The 25,854-nt window shown below is 57.9% G+C and carries 24 protein-coding genes; 16 read left to right on the forward strand and 8 right to left on the reverse strand.

All coding sequences use genetic code 11. The annotated features are described in order from the left end of the window. Positions 1–202: 202 nt before the first annotated feature. Entirely contained in the window at positions 203–457 is a 255-nt protein-coding gene (locus PQR63_RS08200; protein ID WP_408167233.1) for a hypothetical protein, read from the forward strand. A 95-nt stretch (positions 458–552) separates the two neighbouring features. Here the strand turns inward: PQR63_RS08200 and PQR63_RS08205 are convergent, their stop codons facing one another. Then, a complete protein-coding gene (locus PQR63_RS08205; RefSeq protein ID WP_408167236.1) occupies positions 553–996 on the reverse strand; it encodes a winged helix-turn-helix transcriptional regulator in 444 nt (147 codons plus the stop codon). A gap of 165 nt (positions 997–1,161) precedes the next feature. Between PQR63_RS08205 and PQR63_RS08210 the strand changes: the two genes are divergently transcribed. After that, on the forward strand, positions 1,162–1,932 hold the full coding sequence (locus PQR63_RS08210) for an SDR family oxidoreductase (protein ID WP_408167238.1): 771 nt from the start codon (positions 1,162–1,164) through the stop codon (positions 1,930–1,932). A gap of 68 nt (positions 1,933–2,000) precedes the next feature. Here PQR63_RS08210 and PQR63_RS08215 read toward each other — a convergent pair whose 3' ends face one another. Further along, positions 2,001–4,106, reverse strand: coding sequence for a TonB-dependent receptor family protein (locus PQR63_RS08215; protein ID WP_408167239.1), 2,106 nt, complete (start codon positions 4,104–4,106; stop codon positions 2,001–2,003). A gap of 363 nt (positions 4,107–4,469) precedes the next feature. Here PQR63_RS08215 and PQR63_RS08220 point away from each other — a divergent pair, with 363 nt between their 5' ends. The 4 genes from PQR63_RS08220 to PQR63_RS08235 all read left to right on the forward strand — a co-directional run bounded on the left by PQR63_RS08220 (position 4,470) and on the right by PQR63_RS08235 (position 9,782). Then, positions 4,470–5,210 (forward strand): SDR family oxidoreductase, encoded by a 741-nt coding sequence (locus PQR63_RS08220; protein ID WP_408167241.1) that lies wholly within the window; start codon positions 4,470–4,472, stop codon positions 5,208–5,210. A gap of 330 nt (positions 5,211–5,540) precedes the next feature. Then, complete coding sequence (locus PQR63_RS08225) at positions 5,541–7,013, forward strand: pyridoxal phosphate-dependent decarboxylase family protein (protein ID WP_408167243.1); 1,473 nt, start codon at positions 5,541–5,543, stop codon at positions 7,011–7,013. Next, positions 7,010–8,323 (forward strand): ATP-grasp domain-containing protein, encoded by a 1,314-nt coding sequence (locus tag PQR63_RS08230; RefSeq protein ID WP_408167246.1) that lies wholly within the window; start codon positions 7,010–7,012, stop codon positions 8,321–8,323. The genes PQR63_RS08225 and PQR63_RS08230 overlap by 4 nt, the downstream gene beginning before the upstream one ends. After that, a complete protein-coding gene (locus PQR63_RS08235; protein WP_408167248.1) occupies positions 8,295–9,782 on the forward strand; it encodes a hypothetical protein in 1,488 nt (495 codons plus the stop codon). The genes PQR63_RS08230 and PQR63_RS08235 overlap by 29 nt, the downstream gene beginning before the upstream one ends. 16 nt (positions 9,783–9,798) lie before the next feature. Here the strand turns inward: PQR63_RS08235 and PQR63_RS08240 are convergent, their stop codons facing one another. After that, the gene (locus PQR63_RS08240) at positions 9,799–10,584 is read right to left on the reverse strand and encodes an IclR family transcriptional regulator (protein ID WP_408167250.1); all 786 of its coding nucleotides are present in this window, start codon (positions 10,582–10,584) and stop codon (positions 9,799–9,801) included. Between the two features lie 295 nt (positions 10,585–10,879). Here PQR63_RS08240 and PQR63_RS08245 point away from each other — a divergent pair, with 295 nt between their 5' ends. The 3 genes from PQR63_RS08245 (at position 10,880) to PQR63_RS08255 (ending at position 13,879) form a co-directional block, all read left to right on the forward strand. Next, positions 10,880–12,271, forward strand: coding sequence for an MFS transporter (locus PQR63_RS08245; protein WP_408167252.1), 1,392 nt, complete (start codon positions 10,880–10,882; stop codon positions 12,269–12,271). 50 nt (positions 12,272–12,321) lie between these two features. Then, the gene (locus PQR63_RS08250; RefSeq protein ID WP_408167254.1) at positions 12,322–12,768 is read left to right on the forward strand and encodes a type II 3-dehydroquinate dehydratase; all 447 of its coding nucleotides are present in this window, start codon (positions 12,322–12,324) and stop codon (positions 12,766–12,768) included. A gap of 211 nt (positions 12,769–12,979) precedes the next feature. After that, positions 12,980–13,879 (forward strand): EamA family transporter, encoded by a 900-nt coding sequence (locus PQR63_RS08255; protein WP_459251785.1) that lies wholly within the window; start codon positions 12,980–12,982, stop codon positions 13,877–13,879. A gap of 14 nt (positions 13,880–13,893) precedes the next feature. Here the strand turns inward: PQR63_RS08255 and PQR63_RS08260 are convergent, their stop codons facing one another. After that, a complete protein-coding gene (locus PQR63_RS08260; RefSeq protein ID WP_408167257.1) occupies positions 13,894–14,790 on the reverse strand; it encodes a LysR family transcriptional regulator in 897 nt (298 codons plus the stop codon). Between the two features lie 134 nt (positions 14,791–14,924). Here PQR63_RS08260 and PQR63_RS08265 point away from each other — a divergent pair, with 134 nt between their 5' ends. The 5 genes from PQR63_RS08265 (at position 14,925) to PQR63_RS08285 (ending at position 18,527) form a co-directional block, all read left to right on the forward strand. Continuing rightward, positions 14,925–15,473: a carboxymuconolactone decarboxylase family protein gene (locus PQR63_RS08265; protein ID WP_408167259.1), complete on the forward strand. Its 549-nt coding sequence runs from the start codon at positions 14,925–14,927 to the stop codon at positions 15,471–15,473. A 79-nt stretch (positions 15,474–15,552) separates the two neighbouring features. After that, the gene (locus PQR63_RS08270; protein ID WP_408167260.1) at positions 15,553–16,278 is read left to right on the forward strand and encodes an SDR family NAD(P)-dependent oxidoreductase; all 726 of its coding nucleotides are present in this window, start codon (positions 15,553–15,555) and stop codon (positions 16,276–16,278) included. After that, complete coding sequence (locus tag PQR63_RS08275) at positions 16,272–16,760, forward strand: RidA family protein (protein ID WP_408167262.1); 489 nt, start codon at positions 16,272–16,274, stop codon at positions 16,758–16,760. Before PQR63_RS08270 ends, PQR63_RS08275 begins: the two co-directional genes overlap by 7 nt. Before the next feature lie 57 nt (positions 16,761–16,817). Then, positions 16,818–17,402 (forward strand): MFS transporter, encoded by a 585-nt coding sequence (locus tag PQR63_RS08280; RefSeq protein ID WP_408167264.1) that lies wholly within the window; start codon positions 16,818–16,820, stop codon positions 17,400–17,402. 45 nt (positions 17,403–17,447) lie between these two features. Next, positions 17,448–18,527: an NAD(P)H-dependent flavin oxidoreductase gene (locus PQR63_RS08285; RefSeq protein ID WP_408167266.1), complete on the forward strand. Its 1,080-nt coding sequence runs from the start codon at positions 17,448–17,450 to the stop codon at positions 18,525–18,527. Positions 18,528–18,529: 2 nt separating this feature from the next. Here the strand turns inward: PQR63_RS08285 and PQR63_RS08290 are convergent, their stop codons facing one another. Beyond that, entirely contained in the window at positions 18,530–19,003 is a 474-nt protein-coding gene (locus tag PQR63_RS08290; RefSeq protein ID WP_408167268.1) for a GNAT family N-acetyltransferase, read from the reverse strand. A 200-nt stretch (positions 19,004–19,203) separates the two neighbouring features. Between PQR63_RS08290 and PQR63_RS08295 the strand changes: the two genes are divergently transcribed. Beyond that, positions 19,204–20,922 carry a methyl-accepting chemotaxis protein gene (locus tag PQR63_RS08295; RefSeq protein ID WP_408167270.1) on the forward strand — a complete coding sequence of 573 codons (1,719 nt, stop codon included), beginning with the start codon at positions 19,204–19,206 and terminating at the stop codon, positions 20,920–20,922. 29 nt (positions 20,923–20,951) lie between these two features. Here the strand turns inward: PQR63_RS08295 and PQR63_RS08300 are convergent, their stop codons facing one another. From PQR63_RS08300 to PQR63_RS08310, 3 genes are read right to left on the reverse strand one after another with little or no spacing between them, the layout of a single operon-like run. Continuing rightward, a complete protein-coding gene (locus PQR63_RS08300) occupies positions 20,952–22,397 on the reverse strand; it encodes an efflux transporter outer membrane subunit (protein ID WP_408167272.1) in 1,446 nt (481 codons plus the stop codon). Beyond that, on the reverse strand, positions 22,397–23,950 hold the full coding sequence (locus tag PQR63_RS08305; RefSeq protein ID WP_408167274.1) for an MDR family MFS transporter: 1,554 nt from the start codon (positions 23,948–23,950) through the stop codon (positions 22,397–22,399). The genes PQR63_RS08300 and PQR63_RS08305 overlap by 1 nt, the downstream gene beginning before the upstream one ends. Further along, a complete protein-coding gene (locus tag PQR63_RS08310) occupies positions 23,947–25,071 on the reverse strand; it encodes an HlyD family secretion protein (protein WP_408167275.1) in 1,125 nt (374 codons plus the stop codon). The genes PQR63_RS08305 and PQR63_RS08310 overlap by 4 nt, the downstream gene beginning before the upstream one ends. A gap of 113 nt (positions 25,072–25,184) precedes the next feature. Here PQR63_RS08310 and PQR63_RS08315 point away from each other — a divergent pair, with 113 nt between their 5' ends. Beyond that, positions 25,185–25,688 carry a MarR family winged helix-turn-helix transcriptional regulator gene (locus tag PQR63_RS08315; protein ID WP_408167277.1) on the forward strand — a complete coding sequence of 168 codons (504 nt, stop codon included), beginning with the start codon at positions 25,185–25,187 and terminating at the stop codon, positions 25,686–25,688. The last annotated feature ends 166 nt before the right edge of the window (positions 25,689–25,854 follow it).

Consider the following 25,854-nt stretch of genomic DNA (forward strand, 5'->3'; position numbering starts at 1 on the left):
GATGATGACAGCATGGCAAATTTATTTCTTGGCAATGTCTGACAAACTGCTGAATCTTCTTACAGATTAATACAACTTTACAGTCTTCATTTTGCGGCCTCTTTCCGTTAAGAGGGTAACAGCCTTGTTGCGGCCGGCGTTTGTCCGGGCGGTCGATATGAGGCTGACATCATTATCCGATTTCATAACGAGGAGCAAAAAAATGAATACCAGAATGATCAGGATCGCCGGCCTGTTGTCGGCCGCCGCCGCCGTGGTTGCCGTCAGCGGTTGCGTGGTAACCCCGCCGTCCGTGCGTCCGGCTTATGTCGAGCCCGCTTACGCAGCACCACCGGGTGTAGTGTATGTGCAGCCGACGTATGCATCGCCGGGTCCGGGCTATGCCTGGGAATATCACGCGCACTATGGCTGGGGTTGGCGTCATCCGCAATATGGCTGGCATCGCGGCTGGCGTTGATTTGATGGCGACGGCTTGAATGCCGTCGCTGATTTTCATCTTGTCTCTCGCTCTGCATTTCATAAAAGGAATGCAGGGCGTTTTCATTTCTACATTTACTTTGCGGTCTTGTTGTCCGCTCTCTGATCGAACTCGCGGCGCGCCTGTTCGATGCTCTGCAAGTTTTCCGCTGCCCAAATCCATACACCGCAAAATGCCGCGCCGAGGCTCATACCTAGCTCGGTCAGTTTGTATTCGACGCGCGGTGGCACCACCGGATGCACGGTGCGAATCAGCAAGCCGTCGCGCTCCATCTGGCGCAGGGTTTGCGTCAACATCTTCTGGCTGATGCTGCCGACCAGTTCACCGATGCGTGTGAAACGCGACTCGCCGTGTTCCGACAACACTTCCAGAATCAGCATGGTCCACTTGTCGGCGACGCGGCCGATCACCTCGGTGACGAGCGCTTCCAGACGTGGATCGATTTCTTTCGGCGGCGTTTGCGTGGTGTAGTAGTGCGCCCTGGCAATTTGCTCTTTGGTAGGTGGTGCGATCTTCATTTGGCTTGCTCTCCCATTACTCTCTTTCAGGTAACTCTCGCACTTGATAGTGCCTACTTTCTAAAAGAGAGTGTAGTCCATATACTGGGTTTCAGCGGGTTTTCTGGCAAGCGAAACTTGCAGATCATTCACCGATCATCCATGGACTCACACTCAGGAGCAATCATGAAATTAAAGAATAAAACCATCCTCATCACCGGTGGCAGCAGCGGCATCGGCTTTGAGTTGACGCGCCGTTTGATTGCACTGGGCAATACGGTGATCATCACCGGTCGTGACGTCGACAAGCTGCACGGGGCAAAAAGCATGCTGCCGCAAGTGCACATCATTCGCAGCGATGTCAGTGATGTTGCTGCGATCGCCGCCTTGCACGCACAGGTGACGTCACAGTTCCCTGCGTTGGATGTCCTGATCAACAACGCCGGCATCATGCGCAATCTCGATCTCAACGATGCGCGTCATGATGTCGCCGACATTACGCGCGAGATCGATATCAACCTCAGCGGGCCGCTACGCATGGTGCAGCAATTTCTGCCGCATTTAAAAATGCAGAAGGATGCCGCCATCATCAATGTCTCATCAGGCCTGGCCTTCATACCGTTCGTGTCTTCACCGGTGTACAGCGCCACCAAGGCTGCTCTGCATTCCTATTCGCAAGCCTTGCGCGTGCAATTGCGCGGCAGCAGCGTCACCGTGATCGAACTCGCGCCGCCGGGTACGGAGACGCCCTTGTTCCGCGAGGAGTTCAAGGAAGAGGTGAAAGACATGAAAGCAATGGACGTCAAAGTGCTCGCCGAACATGCGATCAAAGGCATCGAAGCAGGGAAACTGGAGATTCGTCCGGGGCTGAGCAATGTACTCAAGCTGATGAGCCGGCTGGCGCCGGAATTCATGCTGAATCAACTGGCGAAGAGTTTCAGGCCGACCGGGGTGTAGGTTGATGTAATCGGAAGTACGCAAGGATCTTGCGTACTTCGGTGTGCTTCAGATAATCAATTAAATGATCAGAATGCGTAGCGGCCTTGTACGTAGATTGTGCGTGGCGCGCCGACCATGCGGCCTGCATTGCCGTCGATGTTGCGCGTGTAGTAGCGGCGGTCGGTCAGGTTATTGACACCTGCCAGGACGTCAAAGCCCTTGGCATTCGGCATCTTCCAGCTGACTTGCGCATTCCAGGTACGGAAGCCGGGGATCTCGCCGACGCTGCCGTCGGCACTTTCCGTAATGGTATTGGCGACATCCATGAACTGGCGGCTTTGATGCGTAGTCGACAGATTGAATGCCCAAGGACCAGTTTCGTAACGTGTCCCGATCGTGTCGGTCTGACGGGAGTAGAACGGCACATCAAGGCCCGTGGTCGCACCGGATCGTTGCAGAGCCCGCGTGTAAGCATAAGTCGCATACACATTCAGACCGCGTAATGCACCGTCCTTGTCGAAGCTGTAATCGATCGACGTTTCAACACCGTCGTGCTGAGTCTTGCCGATGTTCTGGAACAGCGCCGGATTGGAGCCGGGGATTTGCGAGATCTGGTTGTCGAAACGAATATCAAAGACCGTGACTTCAGCGGAGAGATTGTTGCCCTTCCAGCGCGCACCGGCTTCGACGGTTTTTGCCAGTTCAGGTGACAACGGGTTGTTGGCCGACAGTGAGTTGAGCTGGGTGTTTTGCACTACGCCGAAAGAGGTGTTGTAGTTGGTGAACAGTGTCAGTTCCGGCGAATACAGATAAGCCACGTTTATCGATGGCAGCGGCTTGTTGTTGGTGACTTCGAATTTGCCGTTGGTGGCTGAATCAATGCGTGTGGAATTGATGTGCTCGTAGCGCATGCCCGGCGTGATGCGCCATGCACCAATGGAGATCTTGTCGTCGATATAGACCGCATGTGCATCGGTACTGTTCTTGAATGACGAGACTGCACCGTTGACACCAGTTGCGATCGACTCGTTGTAGGTCTTGTCGGTGCCGCGTTCGCCGATGTAGCGGTAGCCGACAGTGACGTCGTTGGCGACCTTGCCGGTGAAGAAGCGTTGTGTATAGCGCGGTTCGATACCGGTGGTCTGGTAATCACGCGGCTGGTGCTGATAGTTGGTGGTAGAGCTGCCGATCAACACGCTTTGGCGGAAGCTCTCGACAAAGTAAGTACGGATTTCAAATTCCTTGGTATCTGAAATCGTATTCAGGTAGCCGAAATCAACGGCCTTGCGATTGCCCGACCAGAAGTCGTGCTTGCGTGTGTTCTGGAACGGGTTGGCATTGTATTGCGCGACTGTCAGTCCGCCGGGTGTACGCGAGAGGACGTCGTAGTAGGACACCTTGCCGTAGATTTCCGAGCTCGGGTCGATTTCAAAACGGAACTTCAATGCGAAATCGTTGAGGCGTTCATTGCTGTTGTCGCGCCACCCCGATCCTTCCGTTCCCGAATACAACATGGCGAGGCCCAGACCATTGTCCAGTTGAGTGCCTGCAAATGCGCTGTACTGGGTGCTGGAGCCGCCTTGGCTGTAGCTGTTGTAACGCACGCTGGCGTCACTGGTGAGACCCGGCGTGGTCGGGATCGAGCGTGTCTTGAAGTTGATGATGCCGCCGACATTTTGCGGGCCGTAACGGACGGCGCCGCCTCCACGTACGACGTCAATTGCTTCGATGTTATTGAGGCTTACTGGTGCAAACGAAATCTGCGGCTGGCCGTAAGGAGCGACTGACATCGGCAGACCGTCCAGCAAAATCGTCGATCGGGGCGAATAGCGTCCGGTCAGACCGCGCACACCGATATTGAGCGAAATGGCGCTACCGGCCGTACCGGAGTTGTCGGTCGCCTGCACACCGGGAATGCGGCGCATCACATCACCGATGTTGACGGCGCCGGTGCTTTCAATCTCCGTCTTTTTGACGACGGTGCGCGCACCCGGGAATGTTTTCACGCTTGTCTCAAGCGTATTGCTGCCCAGCCAGTCACCGCTGACTTGAATGGTTTCCAGCGAATTGCCGTTCTCCGGTGCTGCCTGTTGCGCATACGACGCGCCGGACAAGGAAAACAATGCGGTTGCAATGGCGACGGCGCAGCGGCTGGGTGTGGCGACGGTGCGAGGAAGGGTAAATGGAATCATGGTCATGTCGATGGGTAGAGAAGGCGAGTGGTGCTTCCGGCTTTCAACTTTTTGGATGCGGAAGACCCGTAAAAGAATTCTTTATAGATGTAATTAAATAAGAATCATAACCATTTGCATCTGCGATACCAAGAGAAACATGCTGTTGCGTATGGGCTTCAGGGTTTGCTGGGTGGCAATCGTGGTGAAAGTGTTGTGAAAAAATAACGACGTCAATACGCGAGCTGAAAGCAATCGTGGACAGTCGCGGCCGGACTACGGCGGAAAAAGATGGCGTCCGGCAAACCTCCGGGCATTCGTGTAGGCTTTCGCCTTCGATTAAGTCCGGCGCATCAAGCGCATTCCACGAAGACGGAGCAACAGATGAACAAAGCGAACAAAGCGAACACAGCGAACACAACATCTCCCACCAAGGTCGCGCTGGTGATTGGCGGCGGTAGCGGCATGGGCGCCGGCGTCGCACAGAAACTCGCCGCCGACGGCTTTGGCATCGCCATCCTGTCCTCATCCGGCAAGGGCGAAGCGCTCGCCAACAGCCTGGGCGGCGTCGGCATCACCGGCACCAACCGTTCGCAAGACGATTTGCAAAAAGCGGTGGATGCCTGCGTTGTGCGCTGGGGCCGTATCGACGTGCTGGTCAACAGCGCAGGTCACGGTCCGAAAGGCAAAGTGCTGGAGCTGACTGACGAAGAATGGCTGCTCGGCATGGAGGTCTATCTGATGAACGTGGTGCGCACCGCGCGTCTGGTTACGCCGCTGATGCAAAAGCAGGGCGGCGGTACGATCATCAATATTTCCAGTTTCTCGGCGGTGGAACCGTCGCAATCGTTCCCCACGTCGAGCGTGTTCCGTGCGGGGCTGGCGGCTTACACCAAACTGTTCGCCGACAAGTACGCTGCAGAGAATATCCGCATGAACAATGTCCTGCCGGGCTTCATCGACAGCCTGCCGGAAAAGCCGGGCATCAAGGAACAAATCCCCATGGGCCGTTACGGCAAGGTCGCTGAAATTGCGGCGCTGGTGTCGCACCTGTCGTCGGACGATGCCGCCTACATCACCGGACAAAACATTCGCATCGATGGCGGCATTACCCGCTCTCTCTAAACGCGGCGCTGAGGAGTTAAAAATGGCGTAGTGGTCTGCCATCCTGGCGGTGTTGCATGCTGATGATCGTCATACCACATCCAGGCATTGCGGCCGGAAGGCATTGCCGCTACCGCAGCGATCCCTTCCTTTGAAAAGCCATCGAAACGCCCCTCACACGCGAGATTTGCCCTCTTGACCGCGTGATATGATTTACCTCCCTGTTTCTCCCTCTGGCCGAGGCACTTCGGCTGTCGGCACTGTTAGTACAGCCGGCATGGAAGGAGGCAGCACGAACACGATTTAATCCCGGGCGCTCTTCAACCCGGAGCACCAGGCCACGGAGGGCTTATGGCAGTACCGGAGTCGATCTCCTCATTGGATCCTGCAAACTGGAGCGAACTCCGGCAGCAGGGGCATAAAATGCTGGACGACATGTTCGACTACCTGGAGAACGTCAGCGAGCGCCCGGTCTGGCAGCCGATCCCGGAGGCCGCGCGTCTGCCTTTCAGCGAGCGTCTGCCCGCGCAAGGCAGTTCGCTCGACAGCGTCCATCAAGTTTTCATGGAAGGCATTCTTCCCTACGCCGTCGGCAACGCCCATCCCGGTTTCATGGGCTGGGTCCATGGCGGCGGCACGCCGGTCGGCATGCTGGCAGAGATGCTGGCTGCCGGCCTGAACGCCAATCTCGGCGGCCGCAATCAGATTCCCGTCGAAGTCGAACGCCAGATCGTGCGCTGGATGGCCGAGCTGTTCGGCTTCCCCGAAGGCACCAGCGGTTTGTTCGTTACCGGCACTTCGGCGGCCAACCTGATCGGCGTGCTGATCGCACGGCGCCGTGCCTTCGGTGTCGAAGTGCGCGACGACGGTACCCAGACCAGCAATAATGTGGTGGCCTACACCTCGGCCGCTGCCCACGGCTGTATCGAGCAGGCGATGGATATCGCCGGTCTTGGCCGCAAGCACCTGCGCAAGATCCCGATTCTGGCGGACGGCACCATGAACCTCGCGGTGCTGCAGCAATCTATCGCTGCCGATCGCGCTGCCGGACTGCAGCCTTTCCTTGTGGTCGGTACGGCGGGCTCGGTCGACATCGGTGCGATTGACGACCTCGACGCCATTGCCGCATTGGCGCGGCGCGAGCAGTTGCATTTCCACGTCGACGGCGCATTCGGCGCGATGGCCATGCTGTCGCCTGTGCAAAGCAAGAAACTCAAGGGCATAGAGCTGGCCGACACCATCGCCATGGATTTCCACAAGTGGCTGCAAGTACCTTATGACGCCGGCTTCCTGCTGGCACGCGACGGCGAGCTGCACCTCAGTACTTTCGACGACGAGCAAAAGACTTACCTCGCACGCGACACGCGCGGCATTGCCGCTGGCTCACCCTGGCCCTGCGACCTCGGACCGGATTTGTCGCGCAGCTTCCGCGCGCTCAAGACCTGGTTCACGATCAAGGTCTACGGTGCGGCCAAATTGGCGCAGGTGATCGATCATAGCTGCGAACTCGCGCGCTATCTCGAACAACGCATCAACGCCGATCCGACGCTGGAAATGATGGCGCCGGTCAACCTGAACATTGTCTGTTTCCGGCTGCGCTGTCCGGAGGATGTTTCCAATGCAGTTGCCGACGCCATCAATCGTGAGTTGCTGATCGCGATTCAGGAATCCGGTGCTGCCGCGCCGTCGTCTACCAAAGTTAACGGCCATCTCGTCATTCGCGCCGCCCTCTTCAACCACCGGAGTACGACCGCGGATATGGATAAACTGCTGGCCGCCATTGCGCGACTGAGCCCGGGTATCCTTGCTGCGCACACACTATGAGCCAGAACATCCAACCCTCCCTGCAAGACCTCACGCCACAGTTCGACCCGGATTCTCCTTATCTGATTGGGCTGGCAAAGTTGCTGACCGCCGCCTATTTCGACGTTGACCTGGGGCCGATCGGCAATACGCTGCTTCAGCATTTGCAGTCGGCACCGGACGATCACAAGGCCATGATGGACTTGTCGACGATCCTGTACATCCGTGGCAATGACGAAGTTGCCGCCGCGACGCAGCTCGACGCGATTGAGATGCAGCAGCTTTATCATCTGCCGACCGCAGCTAATGGCAAAGTCGGTCTGCGCCTTTTGGCGCTGATGGTCACCGGCGACTTCATGGCGAACACGCCGCTGGAGTTCATGCTCACCGGTTCCGACGTGGCGCTCGACGTCTTGTACGTCAAGCCTTATGGCGACCTCCCGACCGAATTGCCGCCGCACGATGTGCTGTTCGTGGCCGTTGGTGAATCCGACATGACGCGCGACTTGCTGGAGGAGTTGTGTGAGGCTGTCGAGGGCTGGGACACTCGGCTGCTCAATCATCCGAAACCGTCTCTGGATCTGTCGCGAGATCGCGTCGGCGAACTGCTGCAAGACAAGCCCGAGCTGTCGATTCCACTGACGGCACGCATCGATCGTTACGATCTGGAAGAGCTGCAGAACGGCGCCGTTGAACTGACCAACTTCTTGTCGGACGGCGAGTTCCCGCTGATCATTCGTCCAATTGGTTCGCACGCCGGCAAAGGCCTGGAAAAGCTGCTCACGCCAGCCGACATCGGTGTCTATCTGGAAGCGCATGAGGTCGACGAATTTTTCATCTCCCGTTTTGTCGATTACAGCAGCGCCGACGGCCTGTTCCGCAAATACCGCATCGTGCTGATCGAAGGCCGTCCGTTCCTGTGCCACATGGCCATCTCTGAAAACTGGATGGTGCACTATCTCAACGCCAACATGACCGGCGAGAATAGCTTCAAGCGCGATGAAGAAGCCGCCGTCATGCGCAACTTCGATCAGGATTTTGTCGAGCGCCATCAGGCCGCTTTCGATGTGTTGAACCGCAGCTTCCCGCTGGATTATTACGGTCTTGATTGCGCCGAAACCAAGGATGGCCGTCTGCTGATCTTTGAAGTCGATACCGGCATGATCGTACACGCGATGGATCCGGTGGACATGTTCCCGTACAAGCAGGACAACATGCGCAACGTGTTCGCTGCTTTCCAAAGCATGCTGCACAAGGCGAAAGATTCAGCCAAGGATTCGACCAAACCGTCCGGTAACACCGATGCCAGCAGCCCCAATCAAGCGGGATAACTTGTCGCCAGTCTCCACCTTGTTACTGCAAGGCGGAGACGATAGAATCCGTCTGCTCGACGGCAAGGCATTCAATAAATACGGATGCCGTCCCTATCCGGTCGCGGACTGTATTGATTTCAGTTCCTCCACAGCGTCGCATGTTTCCGCGTCCACCTATGATGCGTTGGAATCGTTTCGGCATCGGTTGTCGGAATCGTTATCCACCAGCTTTCCTGAACAGGTCTATGCGCACGAGTTGCAGCAACTGCGCACACGCTTTCTCTCACTCTGGGATTTGTCGTCGCAGATGGCGGTGGAGATGATCTTTTCCGCCTCCGGCACCGACGCACATCTGATCGCCGCGAGTCTCGCACAAACGCTACATGAGGCTTCGCTGCACGCCATCATGATCCAGTGTGAAGAGAGCGGCAGTGGCGTTGCAGCGGCATTGTGCGGCCAGCCGTTCTCTTCTCGCACCGCCACCGGTGACGTGCCGCCTGCACGAGCCGCCGCCGGGCCGACCATGATCCACGTCGATCTGCGCGCACCCGATGGCAGCGCCCGTCCCGCTGCACAAGTCGACGCCGATTTCGAGCTGGCCGCAAACCGCGTGCTGGAGCAGGGATTGCCGGCCTTGCTGGTTGCCGTGGATGTCTCGAAAACCGGTCTCGCTGCGCCGAGTATGGATGCCATCGCCAGAATGAAAAATCGCTGGGGCGCCCAATTGACGGTGCTGATCGATGCCTGTCAGTTCCGCATCGATACCGCAGCTCTGCATGCCTATCTGCAGCTTGGCTGCATGGTCGCGATCACCGGCTCGAAGTTTTTTGCCGCCCCTTCGTTTTGCGGCGCGTTATTGATTCCTGCAGAAATAGCGCAAGCGATGCAGGCGCGGGCTATGCCGGCCTTGTTGCGGTCTTATTCCAGCAGCGCAGAGTGGCCGGCACACTGGCCGGGCGCCAATGAACTCACGCGTGTTCCCAACATGGGTTTGCTGTTGCGTTGGGAAGCGGCGCTGCAAGAGATGCAAGACTTTCTGCGCGTGCCGGCGGAAGAAGTGCATCGTGTCGTGACGGCATGTGCAGAAACGATACAACAAAGATTGTCTTCTGATCCGCATTTCAGAGCGCTTGATAACGGCGCCGCAGCGTCAAATAAACCTGCAACCATCCACGCCTTCATTCCCTGTAGACCGGCTCCAGATCGCAAGATGCTGGAGCGCAGTGAAGTGGAAAGTTTGTACCGGACTTTGCAGAGCACGGTGCAAGCTGACGGCCGCATGTATCTGCTGGGCCAGCCGGTGCAATGCGCCGGCCCGGCATCGTCTCCGGCATGGGCGTTGCGTCTGTGTCTGAGTGCGCCGTTGATCGTCAACGCTTGTGGCGAAGGCAATGATGAGAAAGCCGCCCTGAACGTCCTGATCGACCAGGCGTTGGCTTGTTTGACGGCGGTAGCCGCGACCATCGATCAGTTATAAGTGTCTTCTCGGATTATTAACCTGTGCTTCTGCTGAACATTGGTGAACTATTGCTTGCCGCAGCCAGTTCTGTTGCGGCTGCCAGCAACGCCGGGCCAAGTTCTTGCATGCGCTTTTCGCTCAAACGCATCAGCGGCCCCGCAATGCTGATGACGCCGATGGTCGGATAACCCTTGCGCTGGATCGGGGCCGCCATGGCCGTCATGCCCGGCGCGAACACTTCGTTGATCATGGCGTAGCCGCGCTTTCTTCCGGCTTCCAGAAAACCCAGCAAGGCTTTGACCGTGGTCGGCGCATTCGGGCCGAAGTCCTTGGGTTTGCCGAATCCCTGGCGTGATACCAGTTCCAGCGCACGCTCGTCTGACATGGTCAGCATCCACGCATGCCCGGTGGCGGAGCACGACAGGATGGTGTCCATGCCCATGTCAGGATCGTAGCGCAGCCCCTTGCGTGCACCCTGCGCTTTTGCAACCCAGGTCAATCTGTCACCGTCGACGATGGCCAAACGCACCAATTCTCCCGACAAGTCAGCCAGGCGATCTAGCGTCGTCTGTGCAATATCGACGATGCCCGAGGTCGCCAGAAAGCTCAGTCCGAGACCAACAAGTTTGGTCGTCAGGACGTAGTCGCCATGTTCGCGTACCTGCCGTACATAACCGCAGCGCACCAGATCTGTCAGCAGCCGGTGACAGGCGCTGCGAGGTATTTCCAGTTCATCCGCCAGCAAGGCCAGCGGCGTTGCTTCAGCCTGGGCCGCCAGGTATTCGAGAATCGCCAGGGTTCGTTCCAGCACGCCGTTCATGCGTCTCCATCATTCTGTAGTTGGTCTGTAGTTGCGTCGTGGACGCATGCAGAGGTGTTCTTTTAATTCATATTGTGAAACGAAATTCCAGTCTGGAATCACGTTCTACATGCGTTGATATGATTCTACGCCAGCAGTGCCAGGATTCTGAAAACAAACAAGCAGCGCATGCTGAACGTCACTACCGACCTGCCTTTTCGTCTGGAAGATACGGGTCAGGGAACGCGGTGATCAGTGCAGAAATTAATCGACTAGCGGACCATCAGTCCGCAGCACATTCTTACAGGAGACAACAATGGATACAGGAGTCAACGCCGCCTCGCATGCGCCACATGCCGCGATGGGGCCGCGTGCAGTGACCGCCGCCACGATCGGCACCGCGCTCGAGTGGTTTGATTTCACGCTGTACGGCGCCGTGTCGGCGACCGTGCTGCCCAAGCTGTATTTCCCGTCCATGGATCCGACCAACGCCTTGCTGGCGTCGCTGGGGACGTTCGGCGTGGGCCTTGCGGCGCGCCCGCTGGGCGCCATCATTTGCGGTCATCTCGGCGACAAGCTGGGACGACGCAACCTGATGCTAGGCACCGTCACCATCATGGGGCTGGCGTCGGTGCTGATGGGGCTGCTGCCTACCTATGCGCAGATCGGGGTATGGGCGCCGATTCTTCTGGTGCTGCTGCGGATCATTCAAGGCTTCGCATTGGGTGGTGAATCCACCGGTGCGCAACTGATGGCGCTGGAACATGCCTCTGCCGATCGTCGCGGCAAATACTCCGGGCTGCTCGGATTATGTTCACCGCTGAGTCAGATCATGGCCAACGGAGTGTTGTTGCTGCTGGCCTCGCTGTTGTCTGCGGATGCTTTCGACAGTTACGGCTGGCGCATTCCATTTGTGCTGAGTTTTATTCTCGTGATCGTCGGCATTTATATCCGCCTCAAGGTTAATGAGACGCCGGCTTTCGTCGAACTCAAGCGCACCGCCACGGCGCAAGCCGGCAGTCCGCTGAAGGATGCCGTCAGGTTTCACTACAAGACGGTGCTGCGCCTGATGTTTTTTTTCTGCGGCCCGGCAGCGATTTTTTACCTGATCGTCGTCTTCTCTCTCAGCTACATCACCAAGACATTGGAAGTACCCAAGCAAACCGGCTTCCTGTTGCTCATGGGCGCCAATGTCTGCGCAATCTTCGGCGCACTTGGCGGCGGCATTCTGAGTGACAAGATCGGCCGCAAAAAAGCGCTGGCACTGGGATCGACAGCGACCTTGCTGATTCTGTTCGTGTACTTCGCCATCCTCGATACCAAGAGCTTTGTGCCGATGCTGATCATCATGGGATTGTTTCTCGGCTTCACGCAGTTTCAGAGCGGCATTCAGCCGGTAGCGTTTGCGGAAGCGTTCCCGACCAACGTGCGCTACTCAGGTTCGGCATTGGCTTACACCGGCGCAAACCTGTTGACGGGTGGGCCGATGCCGGTAGTGGCGGTCTGGCTGCTCAGCGTATTTCACGGTTCTCCATGGGGCGTGGTGGGGGTATGCGTCGCGCTGAATCTGCTCTCGCTGGCAATGATCCTGATTGGTCCGGAAACCAAAGGTATCGACATGAACCGCGTGGACTCCGTCTCGCAAGTGGACGATGTACATGCCGGTCACGGTCTGTCCGCAGATGCGGGCCATCATCGCGCCACCTGACCCCGTCTTATTTAACGCACACGCACCACATCTCTGAAGGATCGTATTTCATGACCAAGCTGGTTTATGTACTCAACGGCGCCAATCTCAACATGCTCGGCAAACGTGAGCCGCACATTTATGGCACCACCACGCTGGCGGAAATCCAGCAGCGCACGTTGGCGACGGCGCGCGAGCTGGATCTGGAATGCGAATTCCGTCAGACCAATCACGAGGGTGTCATGGTGGACTGGTTGCACGAAGCCTACGAGCGGGATGCCGGTGTGATCATCAACCCAGCGGGTTTTTCTTTCTCGTCGATACCGGTGCTGGATGCCGTCAAGCTGCTGCGCACGCCTGTGATCGAACTGCATATCACCAACATCCACCGACGCGAAGAAACCCATCGCCATTCGCTGATCTCGTTGGCGGCGACCGGTGTGATCTGTGGATTGGGGGCTGCCGGTTATCCGTTGGCGATACGCGCGATGGCGCAGGCTTTGGCGGACGCCGCTTAATACCTCGTCCTGATTTGTTGCTGATGTGGCCGATTTTGTCCGTAGCTTGTCTGTACGGCGTCTTGCCGACGGGGAGTGTGATCGTATGATGGATGCCTTGCCGAACTGGCGACGATATCGTCGCGCGGCAGAAGCGGGAAGTTTTTTGTAGAATGCCCGCTTCACCTTCATTTTCGGCATTCATCCTAAGGCGCCCATGCAAGCCCATCCCATGCGTCCCGCTCACCTGGCTCTCGTACTGCTTGTCATTTTGGTCTGGGGCGTCAACTTTGCCATCATCAAAGTCGGTCTGGCCGGCGTGCCACCGATGCTGCTGGGGAGCTTGCGTTTCATCCTGGCGGCGTTTCCGGCGCTGCTGTTTTTGCGTCCGCCCAAGGTGCCGTTGCGTCTCTATCTGGCCTTCGGACTGACCATGTCGGTCGGTCAGTTCGCGTTTCTGTTCAGCGCGATTCATGTCGGCATGCCGTCGGGATTGGCGTCACTGGTCTTGCAGTCGCAATCCTTCTTTACGCTCTTGTTGACCGTGCTATGGCTGCGTGAAAAGTGGCACGCCAATCAACTGGCCGGCCTCTTGCTGGCAGCCGGCGGCCTGACGCTGATCGGCAGCGCACATGGCACATCGATGCCTTTGTTGGGTTTTCTGTTGACGATTGCTGCGGCCGCCATGTGGGCATGCGGCAATATCGTCAGCCGTACCGTGGGCCGTTATGGTCCGATGAATCAACTGGCCTTCGTGGTGTGGGCTAGCCTGGTACCGCCATTGCCGATGTTCGCTTTGTCGTGGGTGATGGAAGGTCCAGCCGTGATCGGTTCAGCACTGCAACAGATGAGCCTGCAATCCATTGCCGCCGTGGCATATATCGCATGGGCCTCGACTTTGTTTGGCTACGCCGTGTGGAATTTCCTGATCGCGCGCTACTCGGTCAATCGCGTGGCGCCGTTTACCTTGCTGGTGCCGCTGGTGGGCTTGACCACAGGCTGGCTGGCCTTCGGTGAAGAACTGCAGGCTATCCATTTCATCGGTGCAGCCTTGCTGATGGTGGGGTTGATCGTCAACCTGTTCGGTGCATCGTTGTTTGCGCGGCTGAATTGGAGAGCACGTCAATCCTGACCGGCATATTCAATTCATTTATTCCAGAACGGACTTTGCCAGGCATCCAGCGCGTCGAGAAAAACGCGCAGCTTGGCCGGCAAAAACTTGCGTGTCGGGTACAGCGCATGGACCGGAATCTTCGGTGAGCTCCATTTAGGCAAGACGCGCTGCAAGCGGCCGTCGGCCAGCATGTCATCGCAATAATTGAAGGGCAGCAAGCCGATGCCGTGGCCGTTATAAGTGAATTGGCTCACGCTGTTGAAGTCGCGGCTGGAGATCGCACCGGAAACGTGTACCGACACCTGCTTCTTGCCGCTGGCGAGATTCCATTTCGCCTCGTTGTTTTTTCCATTCATCAATACGCACTGATGCGCGCGCAGGTCTTCTGGTTTTGCGGGAAGCGGCCGGCCTTCCAGGTAAGCCGGCGTCGCCACCAGATAGCGGATGTTGGTGCCCAATTTTTTTGCGATCAGGCTTGAGTCTTCCAGCTCGCCAAAACGTATACCCACATCAATGTTCTGCGCGACGAAGTTGACGAATTCATTCGTGATGAACAGATCGATCTTGATGCGCGGATAGTTCTTCAGAAAATCCGACACGAAGTTCAAAAACGCTTCTTCCCGCAATACCACGGGAACCGTGACACGCAAGAGGCCTTCCGGCTTCTTCTGCGTTTGTGTCAACACGCGCTCGGCGTCAGCGAGGATGTTGAGCGGCTCCTGGCATTGATGGAAGTAGTCCCGACCCTGCACCGTCAGGGTCAGCTTGCGCGTGGTTCGTTGCAGCAGGGTGACGCCCAGTTGCAACTCCAGCTCGGAGATACGGCGGCTGACCGTCGACACCGGCATACCCAGTGCGTGCGCAGCCCTGCTGAAGCTCTCGAACTGAGCCACCTTCACAAATATCGCAATGTCGTTGAGATCCGCCATGTCGCGATATTTTCATAAATGGAAAAGAAATTCCACATATTTCCATCTAATCAAACAAGCGCCTTTGCTTCATTCTCCTGTCTACGCCATCCGGCATCCCTGATGACGCAACAGTATCAATCCGGAGTTTCTCCATGAAAACCTTGAAACCGCTCACCATCGAATCCGTGCCCGACGACGCCAGAGCAAGCATGGCGTTCGTAAAAAAGCGGCTGGGATCGATTTCTAACCTGATGGCCACGCTCGGCAATTCGCCGGCAATGCTCAACGGCTATCTGGCGCTGGACGCCGCATGGGAAACCACGGTGCTCACAGTGCGCGAGCGGCAACTGGTTTTGCTGACGGCATCGGTCGAGAACAAATGCCTTTACTGCATCGCGGCGCATTCCACCACGCTGGCCGGCATGCGCGTCGATGCGGAGATCATCCAGTCGGTGCGCAATCGCACGGCTTTAACGCATAGCGGTCTGGATGCATTGGTCGGGCTGACACGCGAGCTGGTCAATGAGCGTGGCTTTGTCGGCGAGGTCGCCAAGCAAAAATTCTTCGCAGCAGGATATGACGAGATTGTCCTGATGGAAATCCTGATCGGTGTAGCGCTCAAGACCATGAGCAACTATCTCGATCATCTCAACCCGATTTCGATTGACACCGTCTTCCAGGAGCAGGCTCAGGCGCGATAAGGCTTGGGGAGGAACCTGACGAGACAGCATTCTTTGTTTCACTCACGCAGTTACTTATTTACTTACAAGGAGCATTACCATGAGCATGAATAAAACCATCATCATCACCGGCGCATCGCAAGGCATCGGCGCCGGCCTGGTGCAAAACTTCCTCGACCGCGGCTACAACGTGGTCGCCACTTCGCGCAGCATCGCACAGCGCGGCAGCTTTACGGCTTCCGCCAATCTGGTGCTGGTTGATGGCGACATCGGCCTGGAAAAAACGGCGGCGCTGGTGGTTGCCGCCGCACTGGAAAAATTCGATCGCATCGATGCGCTGGTCAACAACGCCGGCATCTTCTACACCAAGCCTTTTATCGATTACACGGAAGAGGACTTCCGGGCCTTCGTATCGACCAATCTGCAAGGCTATCTCTACATCACCCAGCACGTCGTACGCCAATTTCTCAAGCAAGGCACCGGCGGCAGCGTGGTCGGCATCACCACCTCGTTGCTGGAGCATCCGATTGCCGGCGTGACGGCATCGGTGCCGATGATCACCAAGGGCGGCATCAATTCGCTATCGACCAATTTGGCGCTGGAATACGCCAAGGACGGCATCCGTTTCAACCTGGTCGCACCCGGTATCGTCGACACGCCTCTGCATGAGAAGAATCCAAAGGATTTCCTGAAGACCTTGTCGCCAATGGGCGTGATTTCTGACGTGCAGGATATCGCCGACGCGGTGGTTTATCTGACTGAGGCACGGAATGTGACCGGAGAAGTGTTGCACGTCGATGGCGGCGCACACTCGGGCAAATGGTAATCGCGCGTGGTGTGTCGGCGGGCGGCGCAGAGCAACGCCTGAAGGATTTCGGCATCGTGTTGCCGGCAGCGCCCCTGCCTCTGGGCGCTTACGTCGAGGCGGTGCAGAGCGGCAACCTGCTTTTCCTCAGCGGCATTCTGCCGGTGGTGGATGGCAAGCCGCGGCACGTTGGCCGTGTCGGTGTCGAGCTGGATCTGGAAGCCGGGCGCGACGCCGCCTTCACTGCCTGTCTGAACGCACTCGCGGTAGTGCGTGACGAACTCGGCTCGCTGGACAAGGTGAGCCGTGTTGTGCGGCTTGCGGTCAGCATTGTGTCCGAACCGGACTTCCGTTCGCATCCGCTGGTAGCGGACGGCGCGTCGGAACTGCTGGAGGCGGTGTTTGGCAAGGACAAGACGTCGACGCGCAGAGCGCTTGGCGTGGTGTCGCTGCCATTGGGTGCGCCGCTTGAGCTGGAGCTGATCTTCGAAACCGCTCAGTAAGCAAGCGGAAGCAATAAGAGAGCCGAACCACGTCCACGCCACCACAAGGCACCGGCGTTGGCGGAAAAAGAGCATCTGCGCCTGATCGTCGGCACCACGTTTGCGACCGCCATCCTGGTGCTGTTTGCCAGCATGTCGATCGAACCGATCATCACCGTTTATTTGCAGACTATTCACGTCGACCGCAGTCATGTTGTACTGGATGCCGGCATCGTGATGGCCGCATCGGCGCTGGGTCGCATCATCATGGCAGCCCCGGTGGGACGGCTTGCCGACCGCATTGGTGGCTGGCGCGTTATCGTGTATTGTCTGACGGCTGCCGCTTTGTTGATGATTCCACAGGCATTTGTGTCGGCGTGGTGGCAGCTGGCGATTTTGCGATTCCTGCTGGGAGCGGCGCTGGCCGGATTGCTGCCTTCGATCGCCAGGCAGATCCGCCAATCCGTACCGGAGAGTGCGCTGGGGAAAGTACTGGGCTATTCGCAATCCTCGCAATATGCCGGGCAGGTACTTGGTCCGTTGGCCGGCGGTGCGATGGGCGGACTGGTTGGCATGCGCTCGGTATTCTTTTTGACGAGCGGCATGTTGTTGTGCGGGGCTGCCGCCAATCTGTGGGCGAGTCGCAAGGCGACGGGGCAGTGACATAGTGAAGTGCAGATGAATGCATCACAGCAAACCGGAGGATCAATGAACAGCGTCATCGCAACCCGACTGGGTTTGAGCCATCCCATCATCCAGGCGCCCATGGCAGGTGTATCAACACCACGCATGGCAGCGGCGGCATCCAATGCCGGTGCGCTCGGTTCGTTGGCGCTTGGCGCCAGTAACGCCGCTCAGGCAAAAGAGTTGCTGGCGGAAACGCGCAGCCTGACTTCACGTCCCTTCAATGTCAATTTCTTCGCGCATCGTCCGGCGCAGGCTGATGCGGCACGCGATCAGGCCTGGGCCGACCATCTGAAACCTTACTTCAATGAGTTCGGTGGCATGCTGAAATTGCCGTTGCGAGAAATCTATCAAAGCTTCGTCACCGACAATGACATGCAGCAACTGTTGCTTGATGCGCCGCCTGCGGCCGTCAGTTTTCACTTCGGCTTACCTGATGCATCGGTGATTGAAGCGCTCAAGAAGGCCGGCGTGTTTCTCATGGCGAATGCAACGACATTGAGCGAAGCACGCGCGGTGGAAGCTGCGGGTGTCGATGCCATCGTCGCGCAAGGTTACGAGGCTGGCGGACATCGCGGTGTCTTTGACGGCAGCGCAGAGGATGAAGCCATAGGCACCTTTGCGCTGGTGCGGGCGATAGCGCATCAGACTTCACTGCCGGTGATTGCCGCGGGCGGCATCATGGACGGTCAGGGCATTGCCGCCGCGCGCATGCTTGGTGCCGACGCGGTGCAAATGGGAACGGCCTTTTTGCTGACACAAGAATCCAACGCCAGTCCGCAGTACCGGCAAAGCCTCACCAGCAGCCGGGCCGAACACACGAAAGTCACGCGCGCGATTTCCGGCAGGGGGGCGCGCGGCATTGCAAATCGGATCATGAACGAAGTCGGCGCCGCCAGTGCACCAGCGCCCAGCGATTATCCGATCGCTTACGATGCCGGCAAGCAATTGCACGCGCTCGCCAGCCAGCGTGGCAGCCACGAGTTCGCCGCATTCTGGGCGGGGCAGGGGGCACCGTTGATTCGTGCGGGCAATACGGCGGAGATCATCGGCTTGCTGGCGGAAGAATATGCCGCTGCAGTAGAGCGACTCAGGAACGGATAAGGCTAGAGATCCCGGCCGAGAAATTTCGTCCCCGGCACCGGATTGAAGGTGAACGGCGTTGTTTCGGTAAAACCGAACGAGGCGTAGATGTGCTGCGCGGCAGCAAACTCCGGCAATACGTCCAGACAGATGTGCACATAGCCGGCCTCACGCGCTTCCTGCAGGATGCGCTCCACCAGACGGCGACCGAGTTGTTCGCCGCGTGCTTCGGGTCGTACATAGACACGTTTCATCTCGCAAATCTGCGCATCGACTTTACGTAAGGCCACGCAGGCAACTGCGCGGTTGCCGTGCCAGGCGAGCAGCAGCCGGCCGTCGGGTGCTGCATATTTGCCCGGTAGTGCAGTAAATTCAGTTTCGTAATCCTGGAAGCCAAGATCGACGCTCACGCTGCCGATGTATTCGCGGAAGATATCGATGACTGCGTCTCGGTCTGCGGGGAATTGGGCGTGGCGGATGTCGGGGGTATCGGTCATGCCGAGATTCTATCGCAGCTTGTTATAGAGACATCATTTCTACCCAACGTCCTCTTGCGTACCTCGCGTGCGGAGTGTCGTTTGCCGACAGCAGGTTTCAAATGCCCGCACAGCTATTGCCGTTCTGGCAGTAGAATTCTCTGAAACAGGCAGGCCCGAAAGCATCACGTCCTTGTATGTCCCTTCAGGAGAACTGCGTCATGAATTTGTCCAAATTAAAAGTCGCCAGCCGTCTGTATCTCGGATTCGGCCTGATCCTGATAATGCTGCTGGGTATTGCGATCTTCAGTTTCACGCGTCTGGCACTACTGAACGAGAACATCAACTTTCTAGTGCATGACCGTTATGCAAAACATCTCCTGATCGATTCGATTTCCAACAACGTCAATGTGATCGCGCGTGCGGTGAGAAACGTGGCGCTGTCCAACAGTGTCGAGATGAATTCGCAGGAGCTGGTGCGCATCAAGAAGGCACGTGAAGAAAACGATGCCACCTTGAAGAAGCTGGCCGGCCTGATCACCAGCACGCAAGGTGCGGGCTTGACGACTGCGTTGCAAAAGACTGGTGACGAATACTATGCCGAACAACAGAATTTGCTCGGCTTGCTGGAAAAAGGAAATGCAGATGAAGCACGGGCCTTGCTGTTTGGTGCCATGCGCACCAAGCAGACGGCGATGTTTGCTGCGCTCAGGCAGCTATCCGACTTCCAGCATGCGGCCATGGATGGAACCGTGACCGACAGCCAGGAGACCTATCACTATACGACGGCCTTGCTGTTTGCCGTCAGTGCTGCGGCATTCTTTCTGAGTCTGATTGCGGCATGGTTGATTACACGCAGCATCATTCGCCAGCTCGGTGGCGAGCCCGACTATGCGATGGCGGTGGCAAGCGATATCGCCAACGGCAATCTGGCGACGTCGATTACGTTGCGTCAGGGCGACCAGACCAGCCTGATGGCATCCATCCGGGTGATGCGTAACCGCCTGGCGGAAATTGTCGGCCATGTCCGTACCGGTACCGACACCATTGCCACCGCTTCCAATCAGATCGCCATGGGAAATCTGGATCTGTCGACGCGTACCGAACAACAAGCCAGTTCGCTGGAAGAGACCGCGTCGGCAATGGAACAACTGACTTCGACTGTGAAGCAGAATGCCGATAACGCACGTCAGGCCAATCAGCTGGCTGCCTCCGCATCCGAGGTGGCGATCGCCGGCGGCAACGTGGTCGGTAAGGTGGTGGAAACCATGGGCACGATCCACGAGTCCTCGAAGAAGATCGTCGACATCATCAGCGTGATCGATGGCATCGCATTTCAGACCAACATCCTGGCGTTGAATGCCGCCGTGGAAGCAGCGCGTGCAGGCGAACAAGGACGCGGTTTTGCAGTGGTTGCTTCCGAAGTGCGCGGGCTGGCGCAACGTTCCGCTGCAGCAGCCAAGGAAATCAAGGCGCTGATCGACAGCTCGGTGGCGCAGGTTGATGCCGGCAGCCGACTGGTCGAGCAGGCCGGCACCACCATGACCGACGTCGTCAACAGCGTCAAACGCGTCACCGACATCGTCGGGGAAATCAGCTCAGCCAGCGAAGAGCAAAGCGACGGCATCGAGCAGATCAACCTCGCCATTACGCAGATGGATGAAGTGACGCAAAAGAATGCGGCGCTGGTGGAAGAAGCCGCAGCGGCGGCGCAATCGATGCAGCATCAGGCCGGGACCTTGTTGGAAGTGGTCGGCATCTTCAAGCTTGGCGCTGAATCGAGTGCTGCACCGAAGTTGACGCATCAAAAGACGACCGTCGATATCACTCCTGTCACTCCCAAGCTGGCAGTGCCGCCTGCAAGCAAACCGGTCGCCAGGTCTGCAATCAAGCCTGCAGCGATTGCGCAGAACAGCGACGCATCATGGGAACAGTTCTGAACGTCGCTGCCACGATGAAGCCTTAGATCTTAGCTGTTCCAGCCCAGTCCTAGTGCTTTCTGAATGGCGACAAAGCTGCGTGTCAGATTGGCTTCGGCTTGCAGCAGGTTTTGCTGTGCGCTGAGTTGCTGGCGCGTGGTGTCGAGCACATCAATGAAGGTCGTCGTGCCTGCACGATAGCGTTGCTGCGCCAGATCCAAAGCCTGATCTGCCGACACCTTGTTGCGCGCCAGCGTTGCTACGGTGATGCGGCCATGACGGAATCGAGACAGCGAATCTTCCGCATCTCTCAATGCCTCCAGTACGGTCTGGCGATATTTCATTTCCGCTTCATTGCGCACTTCTTCCGACTGGGTCACGCGCGCAGCATTGCGGCCAAAGTCGAGAAAATTCCAACTCAGCATCGGCGCCAGAATAGTCGCGAAATCATCGAGGTTAGTCAGGTCGGAAGCATGCGTGCCGCCGAGTCCGATCACGCCGAACAATTTCAGGCTGGGGTAACGCGCGGCTTCGGCCTGGCCGATCTTTGCGGTATCGGCGGCGAGGGTGCGTTCGGCTGCACGGATATCGGGACGATGCCGCAGCAGCTCGGTCGGATCACCCACGGCGACAGCGGCCGGCGGCAACGGCAAGGGTGCTGCGGCATTCAATTTGTCATCCAGCGCGCCGGGTTCTTCACCCACGAGTGTTGCCAGCTGATTCAGATACGATTCCATTTCTGCGCTTAGCGGCGTGAGATCGGCACGCGTTCCTTCCAGTTGATTTTGCAGACGCAGGATATCGAGGTTCGACGCCGTACCGCGCTCGAGACGTTGGCGCGCAAGCGCAATCATTTTTTCCTGCGCAGCAATCGATTGGTCGCCGAGTGCGATGCGTTGCTGGCGATCGCGCAGGCTGATATAGGCGTTGGCGACTTCGGCGGCGAGGCTGACCTGGACGTCGGCCAGCGAGGCTTCTGCCGCCTCAGATGTGGCGCGTGCAGCTTGAATGCTGCGCTTGTTCGCACCAAAGATATCGGCTTCCCATGACGCGTCGAATCCAAGGTTGTACAGATTCAAGGTGGTCGATGAGCCACCGCTCGACAACGGCGGCAGCTTCGCATGGGCATACAGTGCCGAACCGCTGGCGGTCGGCATGGCATTGGCTTTTTCCAGATTCAGCGCAGCCCGCGATTGCTGCAGTCTCGCCTTGGCAACATTCAGGTTAGGGTTGGCGACAAGTGCGCGTTGCACCAGTTCATTGAGTAGCGGATCCGACAGGCCTTCCCACCAGTTGTTAAGCTGCGAGGCTTGAGTCTGCACGGCGTCGCCGCCACGGAGGAAATGACCGTTTTGCGTGGCGTGCGGCGCGACATCCGGCGGGCCGGCATAGTCGGGACCGAGCGTGCAGGCCGACAGCAGCGCAGCCGCAGCGATGGAAATCAATCGTGGGATCAACCGTGGAACGAAGGTAGAAGTAGGGAGCATGGTATTCATCAGTGAGTCGTGACCGGAGGCGCGTTGGTCGGCAGCGGACGCAGGAAAAAAACGAGCGGCGTCACGCATAGGATGCCGACGCCGAGCAACCAGAACAGATCGGCGTAAGTCATCGTCAGTGCCTGCACCTGGATCGTCGCGCCAAGGGCTTGCAGTGCGGTGGCTTGTCCGCCGAGTGAGGCGCTTTGTGCGCTCATGAAAGATTGAACGAGATCGGAGTTGGCCGACAGGCTCTCTTCCAGACGACGGCTGTGCAACCAGATGCGTTGATCCTGAATCACCGCAATGCCGGCCAGCGCCAGCGAGCCGCCGAGATTGCGCGCAGCGCTATACAAGCCTGCTGCATCGCCCGCCTGCGACGCCGGTACCGAACGAATCGCCGCCTGATTGAGAAAGATCATGGCCAGCACGGTGCCGAGACCGCGCAGCAATTGCGACGCGATGAAAGATCCTCCCGTCGACAGCGGGCTCAGATCGGTTTCGATGAAGGCGCTGAAGGCCAGCATCAGCAAGCCGGCACCGACCGCCAGGCGGATATCCATACGTCGCATCAGCATCGGCGTGAAGGGCATCAGCATGATCATCGGCACGCCGGACAACAGCACGATCTGGCCGGACTGCAGCGAGTTGTAATCGGCGATACCGGAAAGGAATTGCGGGATCACATACGATGTGCCGTACAAGGCAACACCGACCACCATCGCCATCGCCACCACCGAACCGAATTGGCGGTCGCGCAAGAGCCGCAGCTGGATGACCGGGTGGCGTGCGCGTAGTTGTCCGATCGCCAGCAGGATGAAACCGATCACCGAAACCAATGCCAGCCAGCGAATATCGGTGGAAGCAAACCATTGTTCACGCTCGCCTTCTTCCAGCACCACAGTCAGGCCGCCCAGTCCGAGCGCCATCCCGAGAATGCCGAACCAGTCGGCTTCACGCAGCAGATCGAACTTCGGTTTTTCATACGGCATCGCCACCAGCAACAGTGTGATCAGTGCCGCACCGACCGGGACATTGATGAAGAAGGAGTAATGCCAACTGACGTTTTCGGTCAGCCAGCCGCCGAGCACCGGCCCCAGCACGGGGCCGAGGATCGCGGTGGCGCCGAACATCGCATTGCCGACCGGCTGCTGCCAGCGCGGCAGACGCGTGGCGATGATGGTCATCGCGGTAGGGATCAGCGCACCGCCGGTGAAGCCCTGCCCGACGCGGCCGATGATCATCATCGGCAAACTGTTGGCGAAGCCGCACAGGATCGAGAAGCCGGTGAACAAGCTGGCGGCCAGCAACAACAGCGTGCGCAGGCCGAGCAATTTTTCCAGCCATCCTGAAAGAGGGATGATGATAATTTCGGCGACCAGATAGGCGGTCGCGATCCATGTGCCTTCGGTGCCGCTGGCGCCGATTTCACCCTGAATAGTCGGCAGCGACGAGTTGACGATGGAGATGTCGAGTGTTGCCATCAGCGCGCCGAGCGTACCGGCGGCGACCGCCAGCCACGCTGCGGCGTCAGCACGCGCAGGCTGCTGATGTTGCGCTTGACGCGTGCTCAAAGGTGTTTCCCTTCACTGTCCTTGGCGTCTTTAGCATTAATGGTGTTGACCTTGGCGGTCACGGACAAACCGGCGACGAACAGACGACGTGTTTCCGGGCCGACATCCACGGCGATGCGCACCGGTACGCGTTGGACGATCTTGGTGAAATTGCCGGTTGCGTTTTGCGGCGGTAACAGCGAGAACTGTGCTCCTGTGCCTGGAGAAATACTTTCCACATGCGCCTGCAGTTCCTGACCCGGCAGTGCGTCGATTTCCACTGTTGCAGGCTGGCCGATGCGCATCAGGCCAATCTGCGTTTCCTTGAAGTTTGCGACCACATAGAATGCCGTTGGCACCACCGACATCATGCGCGTGCCGGCCGAGACGAACTGACCCACGCGCACCGACTTGTCGCCGATACGGCCATCGGTGCTGGCCTTGATTTCAGTCGATGCCAGATTGACGTTGGCGGCGTCGAATTGCGCCTGGGCGTTTTCACCTTGTGCGTGCGCCTGGCGGATCTGCGCCTGCATCGAGTTCACGCGCAGTTGCGCAGCTTCCAGTGCGGCGCGCCGTGCCGCCACGGTGGCGCGCGACAAGGCTGCCTGATTGCGCAGCGAGTTCAGTTTCTCGCGTGTTTCTGCACCGGTGGCTGCCAACGGCGTATAGCGGTCAACTTCGCTGGCGGCGAAGCGCGCATCTTCTTCGGCCGAGGCCAGTTGCGCCTGGGCCTGGGCGATGGCGCTCTTCTGCTCCTGCAGGGATGCCTTGGCAGATTCTTCGCTGGCCGTTGCGGCGTCGATCTGCGCCTTGAACTGCGCGCTTTGCGCGGCATAATCGCGCGGGTCGATGCGCACCAGCGGCTGACCGGCTTTCACGTCCTGATTTTCAGCGACGTAGACTTGTTCCACGTAGCCGGAGACCTTGGGCGAGACCGTCACGTTGTCGGCATGGATGTAGGCGTCGTCCGTACTCTCGATATATTTGCCACGCGTTTCATGGTAAAAGAACCACACCGCGACCGCGATCACGGCGACAGTGGCAACGCTGCGCAAGATCAATCTGGCGCGTGGGCTCATGCGTTTTTTGGGCTTTTCCGGGGTAGGGGCTGCTGGGGTAGGAGTATCCGCTGCGCTCATGCTTGTTCTGTCCTGGTCGGTATGAAACTATCTGAAACTATCGGCACCGGAGTTGAAATCGTTGGCGCCTCAAATTAGTGGAGGTACCATATAATATGCCAATAGAGAAAAATATGTCCAACAGCTTTACACTTGCCTCTGAAAACGTCGAAGCCGGCGAAGCCTTGCGCGATTTTTACCTGACCTCGCAACGCACGCTGAACCGTTTGATGGCAGCCCAGGGCGCTTCGTTCGCAAAAACAAAAATGATGATTTTTATACATCGTCAGGGAAAGGTACGCTCTACCGATCTGGTCGAGGCCTTCGGTTTTGCGCCGCGCACGATCACCGAAGCGGTGGATGCGATGGAAAAAGATGGCCTGGTAGAGCGCGTGGCGGACGTGACTGATCGCCGGGTCAAGCACATTTCGCTGACGGCGGCGGGTGTCGAGGTGGTGCAGTTAACGGAGCCGATACGCAAGCGTTTCACCGACCAGCTGTTTGAAGTCCTGGATCCGGCGGAGAAAAAACAACTGGCGCAGTTGATTGGTCGCCTCAATGTGCGACTGCGTGAACTGGGCGAAGAAGGTGACGAGCCTGGCAACAACAATAACAACAACGACAGCGGTTGCACCTGACATCCCTCACACTTCCCACATCTGCCGCATCTTTAGCACCGGCATTTCGTCCTCTCATCACTCAGCGCTCGCCTTAGTATTAGTCGAATAGCGGCAGTCCTTGTTTGCACGGTGGAAAGTAAACTTTTCCGCCGGCAAATTACCTCGCAGAAATCAGGAATTCCCT

Source organism: Herbaspirillum rhizosphaerae (genome assembly GCF_046025915.1).
GTDB lineage: Bacteria > Pseudomonadota > Gammaproteobacteria > Burkholderiales > Burkholderiaceae_D > Herbaspirillum > Herbaspirillum rhizosphaerae_A.